Annotated in this window: 14 protein-coding genes and 1 tRNA gene; 10 read left to right on the top strand and 5 right to left on the bottom strand. The window is 73.9% G+C overall.

What is annotated here, in order from left to right; translation table 11 throughout:
* The first annotated feature begins 156 nt into the window (after nt 1-156).
* Nucleotides 157-239 (top strand) — tRNA-Leu (locus JOF36_RS02215).
* A gap of 146 nt (nt 240-385) precedes the next feature.
* On the opposite strand, the gene JOF36_RS02210 is transcribed toward JOF36_RS02215, so the two are convergent.
* Nucleotides 386-1,012, bottom strand: coding sequence for a nucleoside/nucleotide kinase family protein (locus JOF36_RS02210; RefSeq protein ID WP_210024768.1), 627 nt, complete (start codon nt 1,010-1,012; stop codon nt 386-388).
* A 53-nt stretch (nt 1,013-1,065) separates the two neighbouring features.
* On the opposite strand from JOF36_RS02210, the gene JOF36_RS02205 reads away from it, so the two are divergent.
* From JOF36_RS02205 to JOF36_RS02190, 4 genes are all read left to right on the top strand, one after another.
* The gene (locus JOF36_RS02205; RefSeq protein ID WP_210024767.1) at nt 1,066-1,854 is read left to right on the top strand and encodes an IclR family transcriptional regulator; all 789 of its coding nucleotides are present in this window, start codon (nt 1,066-1,068) and stop codon (nt 1,852-1,854) included.
* A gap of 40 nt (nt 1,855-1,894) precedes the next feature.
* Entirely contained in the window at nt 1,895-2,683 is a 789-nt protein-coding gene (locus JOF36_RS02200) for an enoyl-CoA hydratase/isomerase family protein (protein ID WP_210024766.1), read from the top strand.
* A 63-nt stretch (nt 2,684-2,746) separates the two neighbouring features.
* The gene (locus JOF36_RS02195) at nt 2,747-3,889 is read left to right on the top strand and encodes a 5-methyltetrahydropteroyltriglutamate--homocysteine S-methyltransferase (protein ID WP_210024765.1); all 1,143 of its coding nucleotides are present in this window, start codon (nt 2,747-2,749) and stop codon (nt 3,887-3,889) included.
* Nucleotides 3,890-3,898: 9 nt separating this feature from the next.
* Nucleotides 3,899-4,648, top strand: coding sequence for a class I SAM-dependent methyltransferase (locus tag JOF36_RS02190; protein ID WP_210024764.1), 750 nt, complete (start codon nt 3,899-3,901; stop codon nt 4,646-4,648).
* A gap of 109 nt (nt 4,649-4,757) precedes the next feature.
* Here JOF36_RS02190 and JOF36_RS02185 read toward each other — a convergent pair whose 3' ends face one another.
* The 3 genes from JOF36_RS02185 to JOF36_RS02175 form a co-directional block, all read right to left on the bottom strand.
* Complete coding sequence (locus JOF36_RS02185) at nt 4,758-5,507, bottom strand: iron-sulfur cluster assembly protein (RefSeq protein ID WP_210024763.1); 750 nt, start codon at nt 5,505-5,507, stop codon at nt 4,758-4,760.
* Nucleotides 5,507-6,574 (bottom strand): amidohydrolase family protein, encoded by a 1,068-nt coding sequence (locus tag JOF36_RS02180; RefSeq protein WP_210024762.1) that lies wholly within the window; start codon nt 6,572-6,574, stop codon nt 5,507-5,509. The genes JOF36_RS02185 and JOF36_RS02180 overlap by 1 nt, the downstream gene beginning before the upstream one ends.
* Before the next feature lie 80 nt (nt 6,575-6,654).
* Entirely contained in the window at nt 6,655-7,683 is a 1,029-nt protein-coding gene (locus tag JOF36_RS02175) for an NAD(P)-dependent alcohol dehydrogenase (RefSeq protein ID WP_210024761.1), read from the bottom strand.
* A gap of 202 nt (nt 7,684-7,885) precedes the next feature.
* On the opposite strand from JOF36_RS02175, the gene JOF36_RS02170 reads away from it, so the two are divergent.
* From JOF36_RS02170 to JOF36_RS02160, 3 genes are read left to right on the top strand one after another with little or no spacing between them, the layout of a single operon-like run.
* Nucleotides 7,886-8,335 (top strand): DUF4442 domain-containing protein, encoded by a 450-nt coding sequence (locus JOF36_RS02170; RefSeq protein ID WP_210024760.1) that lies wholly within the window; start codon nt 7,886-7,888, stop codon nt 8,333-8,335.
* A gap of 21 nt (nt 8,336-8,356) precedes the next feature.
* Nucleotides 8,357-9,019 carry an NAD(P)H-binding protein gene (locus JOF36_RS02165; RefSeq protein WP_210024759.1) on the top strand — a complete coding sequence of 221 codons (663 nt, stop codon included), beginning with the start codon at nt 8,357-8,359 and terminating at the stop codon, nt 9,017-9,019.
* A 44-nt stretch (nt 9,020-9,063) separates the two neighbouring features.
* A complete protein-coding gene (locus JOF36_RS02160; RefSeq protein ID WP_210024758.1) occupies nt 9,064-10,470 on the top strand; it encodes a dihydrolipoyl dehydrogenase family protein in 1,407 nt (468 codons plus the stop codon).
* Nucleotides 10,471-10,504: 34 nt separating this feature from the next.
* Here the strand turns inward: JOF36_RS02160 and JOF36_RS02155 are convergent, their stop codons facing one another.
* A complete protein-coding gene (locus tag JOF36_RS02155; protein ID WP_210024757.1) occupies nt 10,505-11,395 on the bottom strand; it encodes a DUF6474 family protein in 891 nt (296 codons plus the stop codon).
* 166 nt (nt 11,396-11,561) lie between these two features.
* On the opposite strand from JOF36_RS02155, the gene JOF36_RS02150 reads away from it, so the two are divergent.
* Both JOF36_RS02150 and JOF36_RS02145 read left to right on the top strand, forming a co-directional pair.
* Entirely contained in the window at nt 11,562-13,286 is a 1,725-nt protein-coding gene (locus JOF36_RS02150; RefSeq protein WP_307862174.1) for a TM0106 family RecB-like putative nuclease, read from the top strand.
* Nucleotides 13,287-13,297: 11 nt separating this feature from the next.
* Nucleotides 13,298-15,118: a gamma-glutamyltransferase family protein gene (locus JOF36_RS02145; protein WP_307862173.1), complete on the top strand. Its 1,821-nt coding sequence runs from the start codon at nt 13,298-13,300 to the stop codon at nt 15,116-15,118.
* The last annotated feature ends 3 nt before the right edge of the window (nt 15,119-15,121 follow it).

Raw genomic sequence — 15,121 nt, 5'->3', positions numbered from 1 at the left:
AACGGCTCCCGCGGGCCCCGGCCCGTCGTCACCCGTGTCCTCTCCGATGTACCCGTGCCGGCCGTGCGGCGCACCTCGTGGCCGGAACCGGGGGCCGGGAGGGGACCCCCCTGAGAGCGGCTCCGGAGTGGGGTGCTAACTTTTCCACGTCGCTCAGGGCGAGTGGCGGAATGGCAGACGCGCACGGTTCAGGTCCGTGTGTCCGAAAGGACGTGAGGGTTCAACTCCCTCCTCGCCCACAGTCTCACCCCCTCCGGTGAATCATCGTCACGGCACCTCCTTGTGGAGATTCTTCCTTGCCGGGCGTCACCACCGCCACAGCAAGATCGGTATCGGATGTCACCCGATCCGGTCTTGCTCCCGCGCGCGGACACGTTCCGTCGATCTAGTTGTCCCGCAACGCGGGCCGTTCGGGGTGGTCGGCCATCACCAGGACGTCGGCGTAGCCGCCCGGGTCGCCCTCGCGCTCGTAGCGTGCGTAGGCCTGCGCGGTCCAGGCCGCTGCGGGATCCAGCCGGCGTTCCAGCGCGGCCCGGCCCATCCGGAGATGGACGGTCAGGTCCGCGGGCAACCCGCGTCCGAGCAACCGCCCGCCCGCGAGCAGGACCACCCCGTCGGCGCCGAGCGGTACCGGGGCGTCGCGGAACGCCCGGTCCCGGTCCACGTCGCGCAGCCGGGGCAGCACCCGTCCGGACCCGCCCGGAGCCATCGGGTCGAGGACCTCGCGGCGCAGGACAGGCTCGTCCAGCCAGCCGTCGAGGAACATGTCGGGATCGGTGCGCCCGAACTCCAGCCGGACCGAGGCGGGCCGGAGGAAGTGGTCGGCATCGACGGCGAGCGCGTCCCGTCCCGCCCCGCGCAGCAGGTCCGTGACCGCACGGGCCAGGCCGAGCGGGCCGGTCGGTGGCGCGCCGTCCACCAGCACCCGCAGCCGTCCCGGTACCGCCGTGATCCGCTCGCCCAGGTGCGCGGCGAGCCCGTCGCGGTCCACCGGCCGGAAGCCACCCGTCACTCGTCCTCCCGGGGTCGCTGGTGTGCGTCGGTCACGCCCGCGAGACTAGGCCGGTGGTGTCCGATGCCGTCGCAGCCGGATCCGGGGTGCGGCGCGCGCTGCGGGTGCTCGAAGCCGTGGCCGAGACGGGGGACGGGGTGACCGCCAAGGCACTCGCGCGCCGGCTGGAGCTGCCGCTGCCCACGACCTATCGGCTGCTCGGGACGCTCGTCGAGGAGGGCTACCTCGTCCGGCTGCACGCGGTCCGCGGCTACGGCCTCGGCTACCGCGTCGTCGGGCTCTACCGGGGGATGACCGAACGCATCGTCCCGCCCGCACCGGCCCGGGAGATCCTCGCCGAGCTGCACACCCGGGTCGGCGCCGCCACCGTGCTGGCCGTGCTCCGGGCGTGCGACGTGGTCGTCGCCCACACCGAGACCTGTGCCGCACACCCCGGCCCGGGTGCGATGGCGGGGGAACCGATCCCGGCGCACGCCACCGCGCCGGGCAAGGCGCTGCTCGCCGGGCTGGACCCGGGCCGGCTCGGTGACGTCCTCGGTGTCGGCGGCGGGATGCTCACCGCGCTGACCCCGCACACCCTCACCGACCGGCGGCTGCTCGACCGGGACCTGTTGCGGGTGCGGTCGGCCGGGGTCGCGGTGGAGGTCGAGGAACACGCCCGCGGCCGGGCCGGCCTGGCGGTCGCGGTCCCGGCCGGGGGCGCGACCGCGGCGCTCGCGGTCGTCGTCAGCCGGGCCGACTTCGCCGGGCGGCGGTGGGAGCTGGAGCAGGCCGTGCGCGAGGCCGCCGGGCCGCTCGCCCGCCACCTCGCCGCCCTGCCGGGAGCCGCCGCGTCGAGCTGAACCGTGGTCGTGACGGCACCGGACCGGCCACGATGGACCGATGGACTCAGCAGGCAGCGGTGTCCGCTACGAGCGGGCCGGACACGTCGTGACGATCACCTACGACCGTCCGGAGAAGCGCAACGCCATCGATGGAGACATGCGCCGGGCGATCAACGCCGCCTGGGACCGGTTCCGTACCGACGACGAGGCGTGGGTGGCGATCGTGACCGGCGCCGGCACGTCGTTCTGTGCGGGTGCGGACATGCGCTCGACGACCGGGAACCCGGCCGGTGACTTCCCCGGCAGCTTCTGGGAACGACCGACGGTCAACTCGCTGGAGAGCGGTTGGGAGATCTTCAAGCCGATCGTGGCGGCCGTGAACGGGCCGGCCGTCGGGTACGGGGTCACTCTGCTGACCTGGTGCGACTTCGTGATCGCCGCGGACACCGCGACGTTCTCGTTCCCGGAGGTCCGGCTGGGCGTGCCGACGATCGTCGGTGCGCTGCGGCTGCCCCGGATGATCGACCGCCAGCACGCGATGGAGCTGCTGCTGACCGGGGAGACGATCGACGCGCGGCGGGCGCACGAGATCGGCCTGGCCGGCCGGGTGGTCCCGCACGCGTCGCTGATGGACGAGGCCCGGTCCCTGGCCGACCGGCTGACCGCCGGGGCGCCGCTGGCCCAGCGGGCGATCAAGGAGATGGCCGTGCGCGGCCCGGAGATGGGGACGACCGACGCGATCCGGTTCGGCGAGACGATGCGCAAGGTCGTCGGGGCCACCGAGGACGCCGCCGAGGGTGCGGCCGCCGCGCGCGAGCGCCGGGCACCGCGGTGGCGGGGCCGCTGATCGGCTTCCATGTTCCGGAAGTCGTGTCGGCGGACCGGCCCGGGCGGCGATACGTTCACGGGCATGTCGGAGACAGCGCAGTCCTCGCAGGTCCGCACCGTGCCGCCGTTCCGCGCCGACCACGTCGGCAGCCTGCTGAGGCCGCCCGCGTTGCTCGCCGCCCGGGAGCGGCATGCCGCAGGCGAGCTCGACGACGCCGGCCTGCGGGCCGCCGAGGACGCGGCGGTGACCGACGTCGTCGCGCTGCAGGAGTCCGTGGGGCTCCGCTCGGCCACCGACGGCGAGTTCCGCCGCACCTCCTGGCACATGGACTTCATCTACGCCCTCGGCGGGATCAGCAAGACCTCCGGGCGGGTCGAGGTGAAGATGCGCAACGCGGCCGGGCGGAGCAGCTTCACCTCGGCCGGGATGGCCGTCGACGGGCGTGTCCACCTCGATCAGCCGGTCTTCGCCGAGGCGTTCTCCTACCTCGCCTCGCAGGTGAGCTCCGCGACGCCGAAGCTCACCATCCCCTCGCCGAGCATGGTCTACGCCCGCGGTGGCCGTGCGGTGATCGACCAGGACGTCTACCCCGACATCGAGCGGTTCTGGGCCGACCTGTCGGCCGCCTACGCCGACCAGCTCACCGCGATGTACGACCGCGGCTGCCGTTACCTGCAGCTCGACGACACCGCACTGGCCTACCTCAACGACCCCGGGCACCGCGAGGAGCTCGCCGCCAAGGGCGACGATCCCGACACCCAGCACCTGCGCTACATCCGCCAGATCAACGCCGCGATCGCCGACCGGCCGTCGGACCTGCAGGTCACGACGCACATGTGCCGGGGCAACTACCGGTCGTCCTGGGCCGCCGAGGGCGGCTACGACCACATCGCCGAGGCGCTGTTCGGCGAGCTGGGGGTGGACGGCTTCTTCTGCGAGTTCGACGACGAGCGCTCCGGCACCTTCGCGCCGCTGCGGTTCGTCCCGCCGGGCAAGCAGGTCGTGCTCGGGCTGGTCACCACCAAGACCGGCGAGCTGGAGGATCCGGACCTGCTCAAGCGCCGGATCGACGAGGCGGCGCAGTACGTGCCGCTCGACCAGCTGTGCCTGTCCCCGCAGTGCGGGTTCTCCTCCACGGTGGAGGGCAACGAGCTCACCGTCGACGACCAGAAGCGCAAGCTGGAGCTGATCGTCTCGGTCGCCGAGGACGTCTGGGGTCGGTAGCTTTCCCTCGTGCGCGCCGATGCCCCGTCCCCCCTGTACGACCGTGTGCTGGCGGGGGCGGTGCGCGGCGCGCGACTGCTCGACGTCGGCTGCGGCGCCGGGCACCTGCTCGCCCGCGCGGCCGCCGACGGGCTCGAGGTGTCCGGTGTGGATGTCGCACGCGAGGCGCTCGCGGCGGCCGGGCGGCTGGTACCCCATGCGGTGCTGCAGACCGGTGACGCCCAGGCCCTCCCGTTCGGCGACGATGCGTTCGACCTGGTCACGATGGTGCAGGTGCTCGAGCACCTGACCGACCCGGTGCTCGCGCTGCGCGAGGCGGGCCGGGTGTGCGCGCCGGGGGGCGCGGTGCGCGCCACCGTCTGGGGAACGCCCGACGAGTGCGACGCCTCGGTGATCGGCGCCGCGCTGGCACCGCTGACCGGCGCGGCACCGGCGCCACGGCAGGACCGCCCGCCCGGGATCGACCGCAGCGGAACCGGTGCCCCGCCGCTGACCGGCCCGGACCGGCTCGCGGAGCTCTGCGCGACGGCCGGGCTGGTGCTGCGGGAGATCGCCGTCGTGCGGGTGCCTGCCGACCACCCCGACGCCGACGACCTCGTCGCGGGTGCGCTGGCGTCCGGTCCCGGGCGGCACGCCGCCCGCGCGGCCGGACCCGCCGCCGTCCGGACCGCTCTGGTCCGGGCTCTCGAACCGTTCCGCGTGGGCGACGGCTACCGCCTCACCGACACCGTCCGCGTCCTCGACGCCGCGCTGCACTGAGCAGGACAAGGCTGAGCAGGGCGGGTACGCACGTGGGCCGTGCCCCCGGCGGCGAGGCACGGCCCACGTGGTGCGGATCCGGCAGGGTCCGGATCCGGTTTCTCCTGCTCTAGCTCCCGGTCGCGGCGGGCGTGCGCCCCGCGTACCGGATCTGGAGCAGCGACTTGCAGTACTCCCCGTTGGTCTCGATCCCGACCCGCTGCAGCCGCGCCCGGCGCAGGTGGAGCGGAACCTGTTCGACCGTCACCGGTGACCCGTCGGAGTGCACCAGCAGCGGGGCGTCGTCCCCGGCGGGAAGACCGATGGTCTCCCGCCGGCGACGCATCCGGACCAGTTCGTCGGTGTCGGCATCGGTGCCGGTGAGCTCGCCGAGCGTCAGCCCGGCCAGCTCCTCCGGACCGCGGCCGGCGTCGACCAGCGGCCGCGCCACCCGGTCCTGGCCGGCCAGCGCGGCCTTCGCCAGGAACGTGTGGCGCAGCTCGTCCAGCTCGGCCGCGGCCTCACCGTTGAGCGAGCCCGTGAAGGCCTTCACGAACCCGGCGTGTGCCGCGACCCCACCGTTGATCTCGTCGGCGGCGTGGTGGTCGGCCAGCGTCACCTGCGCCCTGCTCACCCCCGGGATCGCCGTCACCGCGTCGTAGGCGTCGGCGACCATCAGGAACGAGAAGTTCGGCGCGCAGAAGAACGTCGGCAACCGGAGCCCGACCGTGACGAGCGACCCGCCCGCCGGGTCGTCGGAGTCGGGCGAGACGGTGCACGTCTCGACGAAGTCGAGGTCCGTGATCGGCTCGTCCAGCTCCGGGTCGAGCACCGTCCCCAGCGCGGACCACACGGCCTGCCGGTCGACAGTGCCTGCCATTACGCCCGTGCCCCAGCGGTGCCCTCCACCAGCTCCTCACCCGGCGCCATCGCCTCGTCGGCCGTGGTGTCGGGCAGCTGCATCTCGGCGGGCACCGGGATGTCGTACAGCTTGGCGGCGTTCAGGCCGAGGATCTTCTTCTTGCTGTCGGTGGTCAGGCGCGGGTAGTCGGAGAACTGGTCCTCGTCCGGCATCTGCCAGTCGACCAGGCCCTCGACCTGCCACTTCGGCGTCCAGATGTTGTAGTCGCTGCCGAAGGTCATCTTGTCCTCGCCGACCCAGAACAGCAGCTCGCCCATGACCTTGGCGAAGAACTTCGGCCGGGCGTGCATCAGGCCGCCGACGACCACCGACAGGCCGGCGTAGACGTTGGGCTCCTGCACCGCCATGAAGCAGAAGTCCTCGATCCGCGGCAGGCCCACGTGCTCGACGATGAAGTTCAGGCCCTGGAAGTCGGTGGCCGCGTGGTCGACGTCGGCGACGTCGAACGCGTCCTTGTCCAGCGGCCAGATCGTCGGGCCCTTGTGCACGTGGACGTTCTTGATGCCCAGGTCCTGTGTCGCCTGCAGGAAGCGGTAGGCCTCGGGGTCGGTGAGCTTGAAGCCGCGGGAGTCGCCGTTCCACTCCGCGGTGTAGAGCTTCACGCCCTTGAGGTTGAACTTCTTCGCATCGGCCTCGAGCTGGCGGAGCCCGGCGTCGCCCTCGCGCGGGTCGAACCGGCCGTTGACGATGATCCGGTCACCGAAGCGCTCCAGCAGCGCGGAGTTCTGCTCGGTGGTGTTGAAGCCGTTCTTGTACCACTCCTTGAGGTACGTCGACTGGAAGATCGCGTGGTCGACGTGGCCCTCGGTGAACATGTCCCGCTCGAAGTCGTCGACCGAGACCTTGAGGTACTTCTCCCAGTCCCAGTGGGTCTCGGGCGGGCCGAGCTGGTGGTAGCCGTAGAAGCAGTCGATCCAGCCCTTGGCGTACTGCTCGCGCCCCTCGACCCAGTTCTCCCGGGAGGCGTCCCAGAAGTGGCTGTGGGAGTCGACGATGAAGTACTTCTCGCCGTCCTTCTCGTACATGGTTCCTCCTGCGCCGGCGTTGCCGCCGATCGGTGGTGGTCAGGAAAGACGTGTGTCTTGTACGTACGTACGAATACAGCTCAGGGAACGAGGATCGCCCGGCCGCGGACCTTGCCCGCGTCCAGGTCGCGCAGGGCGTCCAGTGCGCGGTCGAGCGGGTACTGGACGGTGTGCAGCGTGACCTTCCCGGCCTGGGCCAGGACCATCAGCTCCGCCAGGTCGTTGTAGGTGCCGACGATGTTGCCGATCACGTTCTTCTCGCCCGCGACGAAGTCGAGGGTGGGGGCCTTGAACTCGCCGCCGTAGCCGAGGACGAAGCAGTAGCCCGCCGCGCCGGTCATCGCCCAGGCGTCGAGCTCGGCACCCTGTTCGGCCACGAAGTCGAAGGTGACGGTCGAGCCGCCCCCGGTGAGCTCCTGGACGGCCTCGACGTGGTTGCCGTCGGCGACCACGGTCTCGTCCGCACCGATCTTCTTCGCCAGCTCCAGCGCCGCCGGGTTCTTGTCGACGACGATGATCTTCGTGGCGGTCAGCGCGGCGAGCGTCTGGATGCCGATGTGGCCCAGTCCGCCCGCGCCCTGCACCACCGCGGTGGTGCCCGGGTACAGGAACGGCACCGACTTGCGCACCGCGTGGTAGGCGGTGATGCCTGCGTCGGCGAGCGCCGCGACGTCGGCCGGGTTGGTGTCCGGGTTCAGCTTGACGCAGGCCCGGGCGGTGGTCCGCAGGTACTCCGCCATGCCACCGTCGTTGTTGGACAGGCCGGGGAAGAACGCGTCGCCGGTGCACTGCATGTCCCGGCCGGCCCGGCAGGACAGGCAGAGCCCGCAGGACGGCTGCGGGTGCAGGATGACGGTGTCGCCGACCTTGACGTTGGTGACGGCGTCGCCGATCGCGTGCACCCAGCCCGCGTTCTCGTGGCCGATCACGTAGGGCAGGTTCGGGTTCTGGATGGCGGCCCAGTCGCCGTCGATGATGTGGAGGTCGGTCCGGCAGACGCCGGCGCCGCCGACCTTGACGATGACGTCGAGCGGGCCCTGGATCTTCGGCTCTGCGATGTCGTCGATCTGTGGGTCCTGCTTGTACGCGTGCACCCGCACGGCTTTCACTCCGGTTGCCTCCTGGCTTCGGACGCGCCGCGGGTGCGCGTCGGTCGTGGTGGGTTCGTGGTCGTGATCGGGTTGTGCCGCCTGTCACATCGATGAGATCGCCGTCGTGCACGACGGACAAGAGGGTCGCTTCTCGGTGGTCGATAATCAGGACGAACAAGACAGCCGGTTGTCCGGGTTACCGGCGAGTAGGATCGCGGGCATGAGCGACGCGACGAGCTGGGTGGCCGAGGCGATGACGCAGGCCGTGCCGTGGGTCGGTACCGCGGGGATCACCTTCGGCGAGATCACCCCCGAGCGGGTGGAGGCGTTCCTGCCCGACCGCGCCGACCAGCACAACCACGTGGGCGGCCCGCACGCCGCGGTGATGTTCGGACTGGGCGAGACGGCATCCGGAGCAGTCGGACTGGCGGCATTCGCCGCGGCCGGGGACCGGGCCGTCCCGCTCGTCGTCCGGTCCGAGATCCGGTACCTGAAGCTCGCGAAGGGGGCGCTGCGGGCCGAGGCGATCTTGACCCGTCCGGGTGGCGAGGTCCTGGCCGAGCTGGACGCCGGACAGCGCCCGGAGTTCACCGTCGACGTGACGATCACCGATGCCGCCGGTGTGCGGACCGGGGCGATGACGATCGTGTGGACGCTGAAACCGCACTAGCCGGGCGCTAGCCTTCGCCGCATGGATGTGGTGATCGCCGGAGGCCACGGGCAGATCGCGATGCGGCTGTCCGCCCTGCTCACGGGACAGGGACACACGGTGCGCTCGATCGTGCGCAACCCCGACCACACCGAGGAGGTGGCGGCGACGGGTGCGGTACCGGTGCTCGCCGACCTGGAGTCGGCGACCCTCGGGGAGTTCACCGGGCACCTGATCGGCGCCGACGCCGTCGTCTTCGCGGCGGGGGCCGGGCCGGGCAGCACGGCGGAACGCAAGGAGACCGTGGATCGCGACGGGGCCACGCTGCTCGCCGATGCCGCCGCGGCCGCCGGGGTCCGCCGCTACCTGCTCATCTCGGCGACCGGGGTGGACACCGAGCCCGATCCCGGCCGCGGTGCGGTCTGGGCCGCCTACATCCGGGCGAAGAAGGCGGCCGAGGAGGCGGTCCGGGGCGACGACCGGCTGGACACGACGATCCTGCGTCCCGGCCGCCTGACCGACGAGCCGGGCACCGGCCGGGTGCTGCTCGTCCCACCGCCGGTGGAACCGGGCGACGTGACCCGCGACGACACGGCCGCGACGCTGGCCGCGCTGCTCACCGCCGACCACACGATCGGGTGGACACTGGAGCTGCATGCGGGCGACGTCGGGATCGCCGAGGCGGTCGCCGCACTCGACCGATGAGCCGCAGCGGGTGAGAACCGGGCCCCGGCGGGCATGCTGAGGGCATGAGCCACGAGTTCGACGTCGTCGTCATCGGAGGCGGCCCGGTCGGTGAGAACGCGGCCGGGTACGCGGCCGACGCGGGTCTCTCCGTCGCGCTGGTGGAGGCCGAGCTGCTCGGCGGGGAGTGTTCGTACTGGGCGTGCATCCCGTCCAAGGCCCTGCTCCGCACACCGCAGGCGGTCGCCGACGCCCGACGGCTGCCGGGCGTCACCGTCGGCTTCGACCCGGCCGCGGTGCTGGAACGGCGGACCTCGTTCACCTCGAACTGGGACGATGCGGGCCAGGTCGAGTGGGCCGAAGAAGCCGGCGCGACCGTGCTGCGCGGGCATGGCCGGCTGACCGGGGAGCGGACGGTCGAGGTGACCTCGACCGACGGGGCACCGACCACCGTCACCGCCCGGCGCGCGGTCGTGCTCGCGACCGGCAGCGTCCCGGTCACGCCGCCGGCCCCCGGGCTGGACACGGTGCGGTTCTGGGGATCGCGGGAGGCGACCTCGGCGAAGGAGATCCCGCGCCGGCTCGGCGTGCTCGGCGGCGGCGTCGTCGGCTGCGAGATGGCGCTGGCGTTCGCCCGGCTCGGATCGTCGGTGACGCTGTTCAACCACGGTCCCCGGGTGCTGCCGAACGCGGAGCCGGTGGCGTCCGAGCGGGTCGCCGACGGGCTCCGAGAGGCGGGCGTCGACCTGCGGCTCGACACCGGCCTCGACGAGGTCGCGCCCGGGCCGGGGGACGCCGTCGTGCTGCGGGGCGGCGGCGACACGGTCGAGGTGGACCGGTTGCTGGTGGCGACCGGCCGCCGTCCGGCATCGGACGGTCTCGGGCTGGACACCGTGGGGGTCTCGACGACCGACCGCGGCGCGGTCGGGGTGGACGACTCCGGCCTCGCCCACGGGGACTGGCTCTACGCCGTCGGTGACGTCAACGGCCGGGCCCCGCTCACCCACCAGGGCAAGTACCAGGCCCGCATCGCCGCGCACGCGATCGCCGAACGGGCCGCGGGCCGCACGCCCGGCACCGCCCCGTGGAGCGAGGACACCGCGACGGCCGACCACCACGCCGTCCCGCAGGTGGTGTTCACCGATCCCGAGGTGGCCTGGGTCGGCCACACCGCCGACGCCGCACGGCGCGACGGCAGGGACGTGCGCGTCGTCGAGCTGGAGATCGCCGTCGCCGGTTCCTCGCTCACCGCCGACGGCTGGTCGGGACGGATGGTGGCCGTCGTGGACCGGGACCGGGAGGTGCTGGTCGGCGTGACCTTCGTCGGGCCCGGGGTGGCCGAGCTGCTGCACGCCGCGACGATCGCCGTCGTCGGCGAGGTGCCGCTGGGGCGGCTCTGGCACGCCGTCCCGGCGTTCCAGACGATCAGCGAGGTGTGGCTGCGGCTGCTGGAGACCTACCGCGCCGGGTAGCCGAGCGGTCCGCGGAACCCCGGGACGGCGCGGGTCAGGCCCGGATGCCGAGGTGGTCCAGTAGCGCGACCTCGGTCCGGTCCAGGTCGTGCGAGATCGTCCGGAACGCGGCCCGGCGGCGGGCGGCCGGCATGTTCTCCGCGGCCCGGACGGCGGCGGCCAGGTCGTGCAGGCGCGGCTCGGTCTCGTCGGCGAACCGCTTGGCGCGGGGGTCCCGGTCGGTGGTGCCGTCCTCGCGCAGCTCAATGATCGTCCGCGAGATGCGGGACATCCGCGCGTGCAGCTTGCCGCCCTGCCCCGAGTAGCCGCCGAGCTCGTCGGGGGAGACCCCCAGCTTGCGGGAGCGGTGGTCGTCGAGGCGGTGGCGCAGCGACCCGGCGGCGGCCATCGCGTACGGCGCGACCAGCGGGGCCAGCACCTTGGCCATCCCCAGGTAGCGCTGCACCTTCTTGGCGTTCCACTCGCGGGCGGCGCGGGCGCGCTCGGCGTCCTTCACCGCGAGGGTCTCGCTCTTGAGCCGGCCCTTCTCCGTGGCCTGCGCGGCCTTCGCCTCGGCCTTGCGGGCGCTCGCGTCGGCCTTCGCTGCCGTCTTCGCCACCTTCCGGTCCGCCGAGCGCGCCTTGAGGTCGGTCTCGGTGAGCAGGCCGGTCGCCGCGGTGGCGACCGTGTTCGTACCGGATCCGGTCGTCGCCCGGCGGGTGCTGCGCGCGGCCTTGCGGCCGGCCTTCTGCGCCCGGCGACCCGCCGCGTCGGCCTTCTTCCGCGCCTTCACGGCCCGGCGGTGCAGCTTCTCGGCGGCCCGGTCCGCGGTGTCGCGGGTGTGCTCGGCGGCGTCGTGGACCCAGCCGGACGCGTCGACCGCCGCCTCCCTGGTCGCCGCGGCGGCGCGCTCGCCGGCGCCCGGCTTCCTGCGGAGCAGTCCCATGTCGTGTCCTCCCGTGGTCGGTCCGACCGCCGTTGATCGCCTTCTCGTCGACGCAGCCTAGGGCCCGCCCCACCGCGTCCGCAGGTCCGACACCGGTGCGTGACGACCGGTGCACCGGATCGGTACCTGCCGGAACCGTCGGGGGTGGTCTCTACCCTCGGTCTCCGTGAGCACCTCGACCGGATCCCGGACCGCGCCACGGGCCTTCCTGGACGCCGCTGCGCTGAGCGGGTGCCGCCGCCGGGTGCACCTCGACCACGACCCGTCGGCGGCCGGATCGCCGCGCGCGCTGCCCGATCCGGCCATCGAGCAGCGGCGGGCCGATGCCGGCGCGCACCGGGTGCAGGTCGGGGAGCTGCTCGAGCGGACGTGGGGTGCGGACTGGGCGAGCACCTGGCCGGGCGATGCGGAGTCCGAGCCACGTGCCGGTTCCCGCGCGGCCCGGGCCGCGCGGACCGCGGAGCTGGTGGCGGCCGGTGCCCCGATGATCTGGGGCGCGGTCCTCCCGCTCGACGGCGACCGCCGGGGCACCGCCGAGCTGCTGGTCCGGGCCCCCGGCGGCGGGTACGTACCGCTGCTGGTGGTCCGCCGCCGGATCACCGACCCGGGTGCGGGCGCGCGCACCACCGCCGTCACCGATCCGTGGCCGCAGCGCGCCCGCCACGACCCGGACCGCAAGGTCCGTTCCCAGCCGCGCGACCTGCTGACGCTGGCCCAGCTCACCCGGTTGCTCGAGGTGGCGGGCTGGGCGCCGCCGGAGTCCGCACCCCGGCTGGGCGGGGTGATCGGGCTGGATGCCGACGTGGTCGTCTGGCACGACCTGCGGGCGGCGCACTGGCCGGGTGACCGGTCCACCCTCGCCGAGTACGACGCCCGGTTCGCCGACCGTTCCGCCGTCGCCCGGGCTGCCGCGACGGGCGGGCCGGCGCTGGCCACGCCGTCCCGGATCACCGAGTGCCGGCGGTGCCCGTGGTGGCCGACCTGCGAGGCGGAGCTGGAACAGACCGACGACGTCAGCCTGGTCGCGCACGGCGAGACGGCCCGGCTGCTGCGGGAGGCCGGCGTCGCGACCGTGGCCGGGCTCGCCGCGCTGGACCCGGCCGCGCCGCCGTCCGGCCTGGCCGCACCGCTGCCCGGCCCGCCGTTCAGCGACCTCGTGGCGCTGGCCCGGGCCCGCAGGCACGGCCTCGCCGTCGCCCGCCGGGTGCCCCGGGTCCCGGTGCCGCGCGCGGACGTCGAGGTCGACGTCGACATGGAGAGCTTCGGCGAGTCCGGTGCCTACCTGTGGGGCGCGCTGCTGTCGTTCCCCGGCGGCCGCCGGACCGGGGACCCGGAGCCGGGCTACCGCGCGTTCGCGACCTGGGAGCCGCTGCCCACCCCGGACGAGGGGCGTTCGTTCGGCGAGTTCTGGACCTGGCTGGCCGCGGTCCGCGCGGATGCGCTCGCGGCGGGCCGGACGTTCGCCGCGTACTGCTACAACGAGCAGGCCGAGAACCGCTGGATGCTGGCGTCGGCGCACCGGTTCGCCGGGATGCCCGGCGTCCCGACCGAGGCCCGGGTACGCGAGTTCATCGAGGACCCGTGCTGGGTGGACCTCTACGGCGTCGTCTCGACCTGGTTCCTGTGTGCCCAGGGCAAGGGCCTGAAGAAGATCGCCCCCGCCGCCGGGTTCAGCTGGCGGGACCCGGAGGCGGGCGGTGAGAACTCGATGCGCTGGTATCGCGACGCCGTGGCGCTCGAGGGCGGCGAACCCGACCCGCAGCAGCGGGAACGGCTGCTCGGCTACAACACCGACGACGTGCTCGCCACGCAGGCGCTGCGTGAGTGGATGTCCTCGGACCGGGTGCTCGAGGTGCCGCTGGTGAGCGAGCTGCGCGACGCCCCCGTGTGAGGATGCGGGGCGTGGTAGCCCGCAGCACTCTCAGCCACGACCGGATCGGCCCGCGCGGCGCGGTCAGCAGCACCCACCACCTCGGCACCGCCGCCGCGGCGACCGTGCTCGCCCGGGGCGGCAACGCCTTCGACGCGGCCGTCGCCTGCGGGTTCGTGCTGCAGGTCGTCGAACCGCACCTGTGCGGGCCGGGCGGTGAGCTGCCCGCCGTCTTCGTCACGGCGGACGACCCGGCCCCGAAGGTGCTCTGCGCCCAGGGCGTCGCCCCGGCCGCCGCGACCATCGACCGGCTGCGCGGTGCGGGCTGCGAGATCGTCCCCGGCACCGGGCTGCTCCCGGCGACCGTGCCCGGCGCCTGGGACGGCTGGCTGACCCTGCTCCGCGACCACGGCACCTGGGAGCTCGCCGACGTCCTCGAACCGGCGCTCGGCTACGCCGCGGGCGGGTTCCCGCTGGTACCGCGGATCCCGGCGGCACTGGACACGGTCGCCGAGCACTTCCGCACGCACTGGCCGAGCTCGGCGGCCACCTGGCTGCCCGGCGGTCGCGTCCCCCGCCCCGGGGAGATCGTCCGGCTGCCCGCGCTGGCCGCGACCTGGCAGCGGTTGCTCGGCGCGGCGACCGGACCCGGCCGCGAGGCACGCATCGACGCCGCCCGCGACGCCTGGTACCGCGGCTTCGTCGCCGAGGAGATCGAACGCTTCTGCGCGACCCCGGTCCGCGACGAGACCGGCCTCGACCACACCGGCCTGCTCACCGCCGAGGACCTGGCGGGCTGGTCGTCGCACTACGAGGACGCCCTGGTCGCCGACGCCGGGCGGGGCTGGTCGGTCGCCAAGTGCGGGCCGTGGTCACAGGGTCCGGTGCTGCTGCAACAGCTGCGGCTGCTGTCCGGTGTGGATGTCGAGCTGCCGGGCGGGATCGCCACCGAACAGACCGTGCACGCGGCGGCCGAGGCGGCCAAGCTGGCGTTCGCCGATCGGGAGGCCTGGTACGGGGACCCCTCCGGCTGGGACGTCCCCATGACCGATCTGCTGTCGGACGCCTACACCGACGCCCGCCGGGGCCTCATCGGAGCCGGCTCGGACGGTGGCCTGCGCCCCGGCTCGCCGGGCGGCCGAAAGCCCCGCATCGGCGCCTACGCGGCCCACCCCGGGGCAGGCCGCGGCACCGGTGTCGAGGGGCCGGGGACCGGGGAGCCCACAGTCAGCCGGGAGGGTGTCGCCCGCGGGGACACGGTGCACGTCGACGTCGTGGACGCCGCCGGGAACATGATCTCGGTGACGCCGTCCGGTGGCTGGCTGCAGTCGTCGCCGACGATCCCGGCGCTCGGGTTCTGCCTCGGTACCCGCGGCCAGATGTTCTGGCTGGAGGAGGGTCTGGCGAGCTCGCTCGCGCCGGGGCGGATGCCGCGCACGACGCTCAGCCCGTCGCTCGCCCTGCGCGACGGCGAGCCCGCGGTCGCGCTCGGCACCCCGGGCGGCGACCAGCAGGACCAGTGGCAGCTGTGCCTGCTGCTCGCGATGATCCACGGCGACCTGGACCTGCAGGCCGCGATCGACGCCCCGGCCTGGCACTCGACGGCGTTCCCCGCGTCCTTCGCGCCGCGCGGCTGGGAGCCGCACGGGCTGGTCGTCGAGTCCCGGCTGGGCGCGGACACCCTCGCCGGTCTCCGGCGCCGCGGGCACGCCGTCGAGGACGCCGGTGCCTGGGCGCTGGGCCGGATGTGTGCGGTCGGGCGGGGCACCGCGGTACCCGGCGGCGGTGGGCCGGGGGCGCTGCACGCGGCCGTCGACCCGCGCTCGGGAGTGGGCGCGGCGATCGCGCTGTAGCCC

This window comes from Pseudonocardia parietis (genome assembly GCF_017876315.1).
Lineage (GTDB): Bacteria > Actinomycetota > Actinomycetes > Mycobacteriales > Pseudonocardiaceae > Pseudonocardia > Pseudonocardia parietis.
This window is presented reverse-complemented; position numbering and strand designations above follow the sequence as displayed.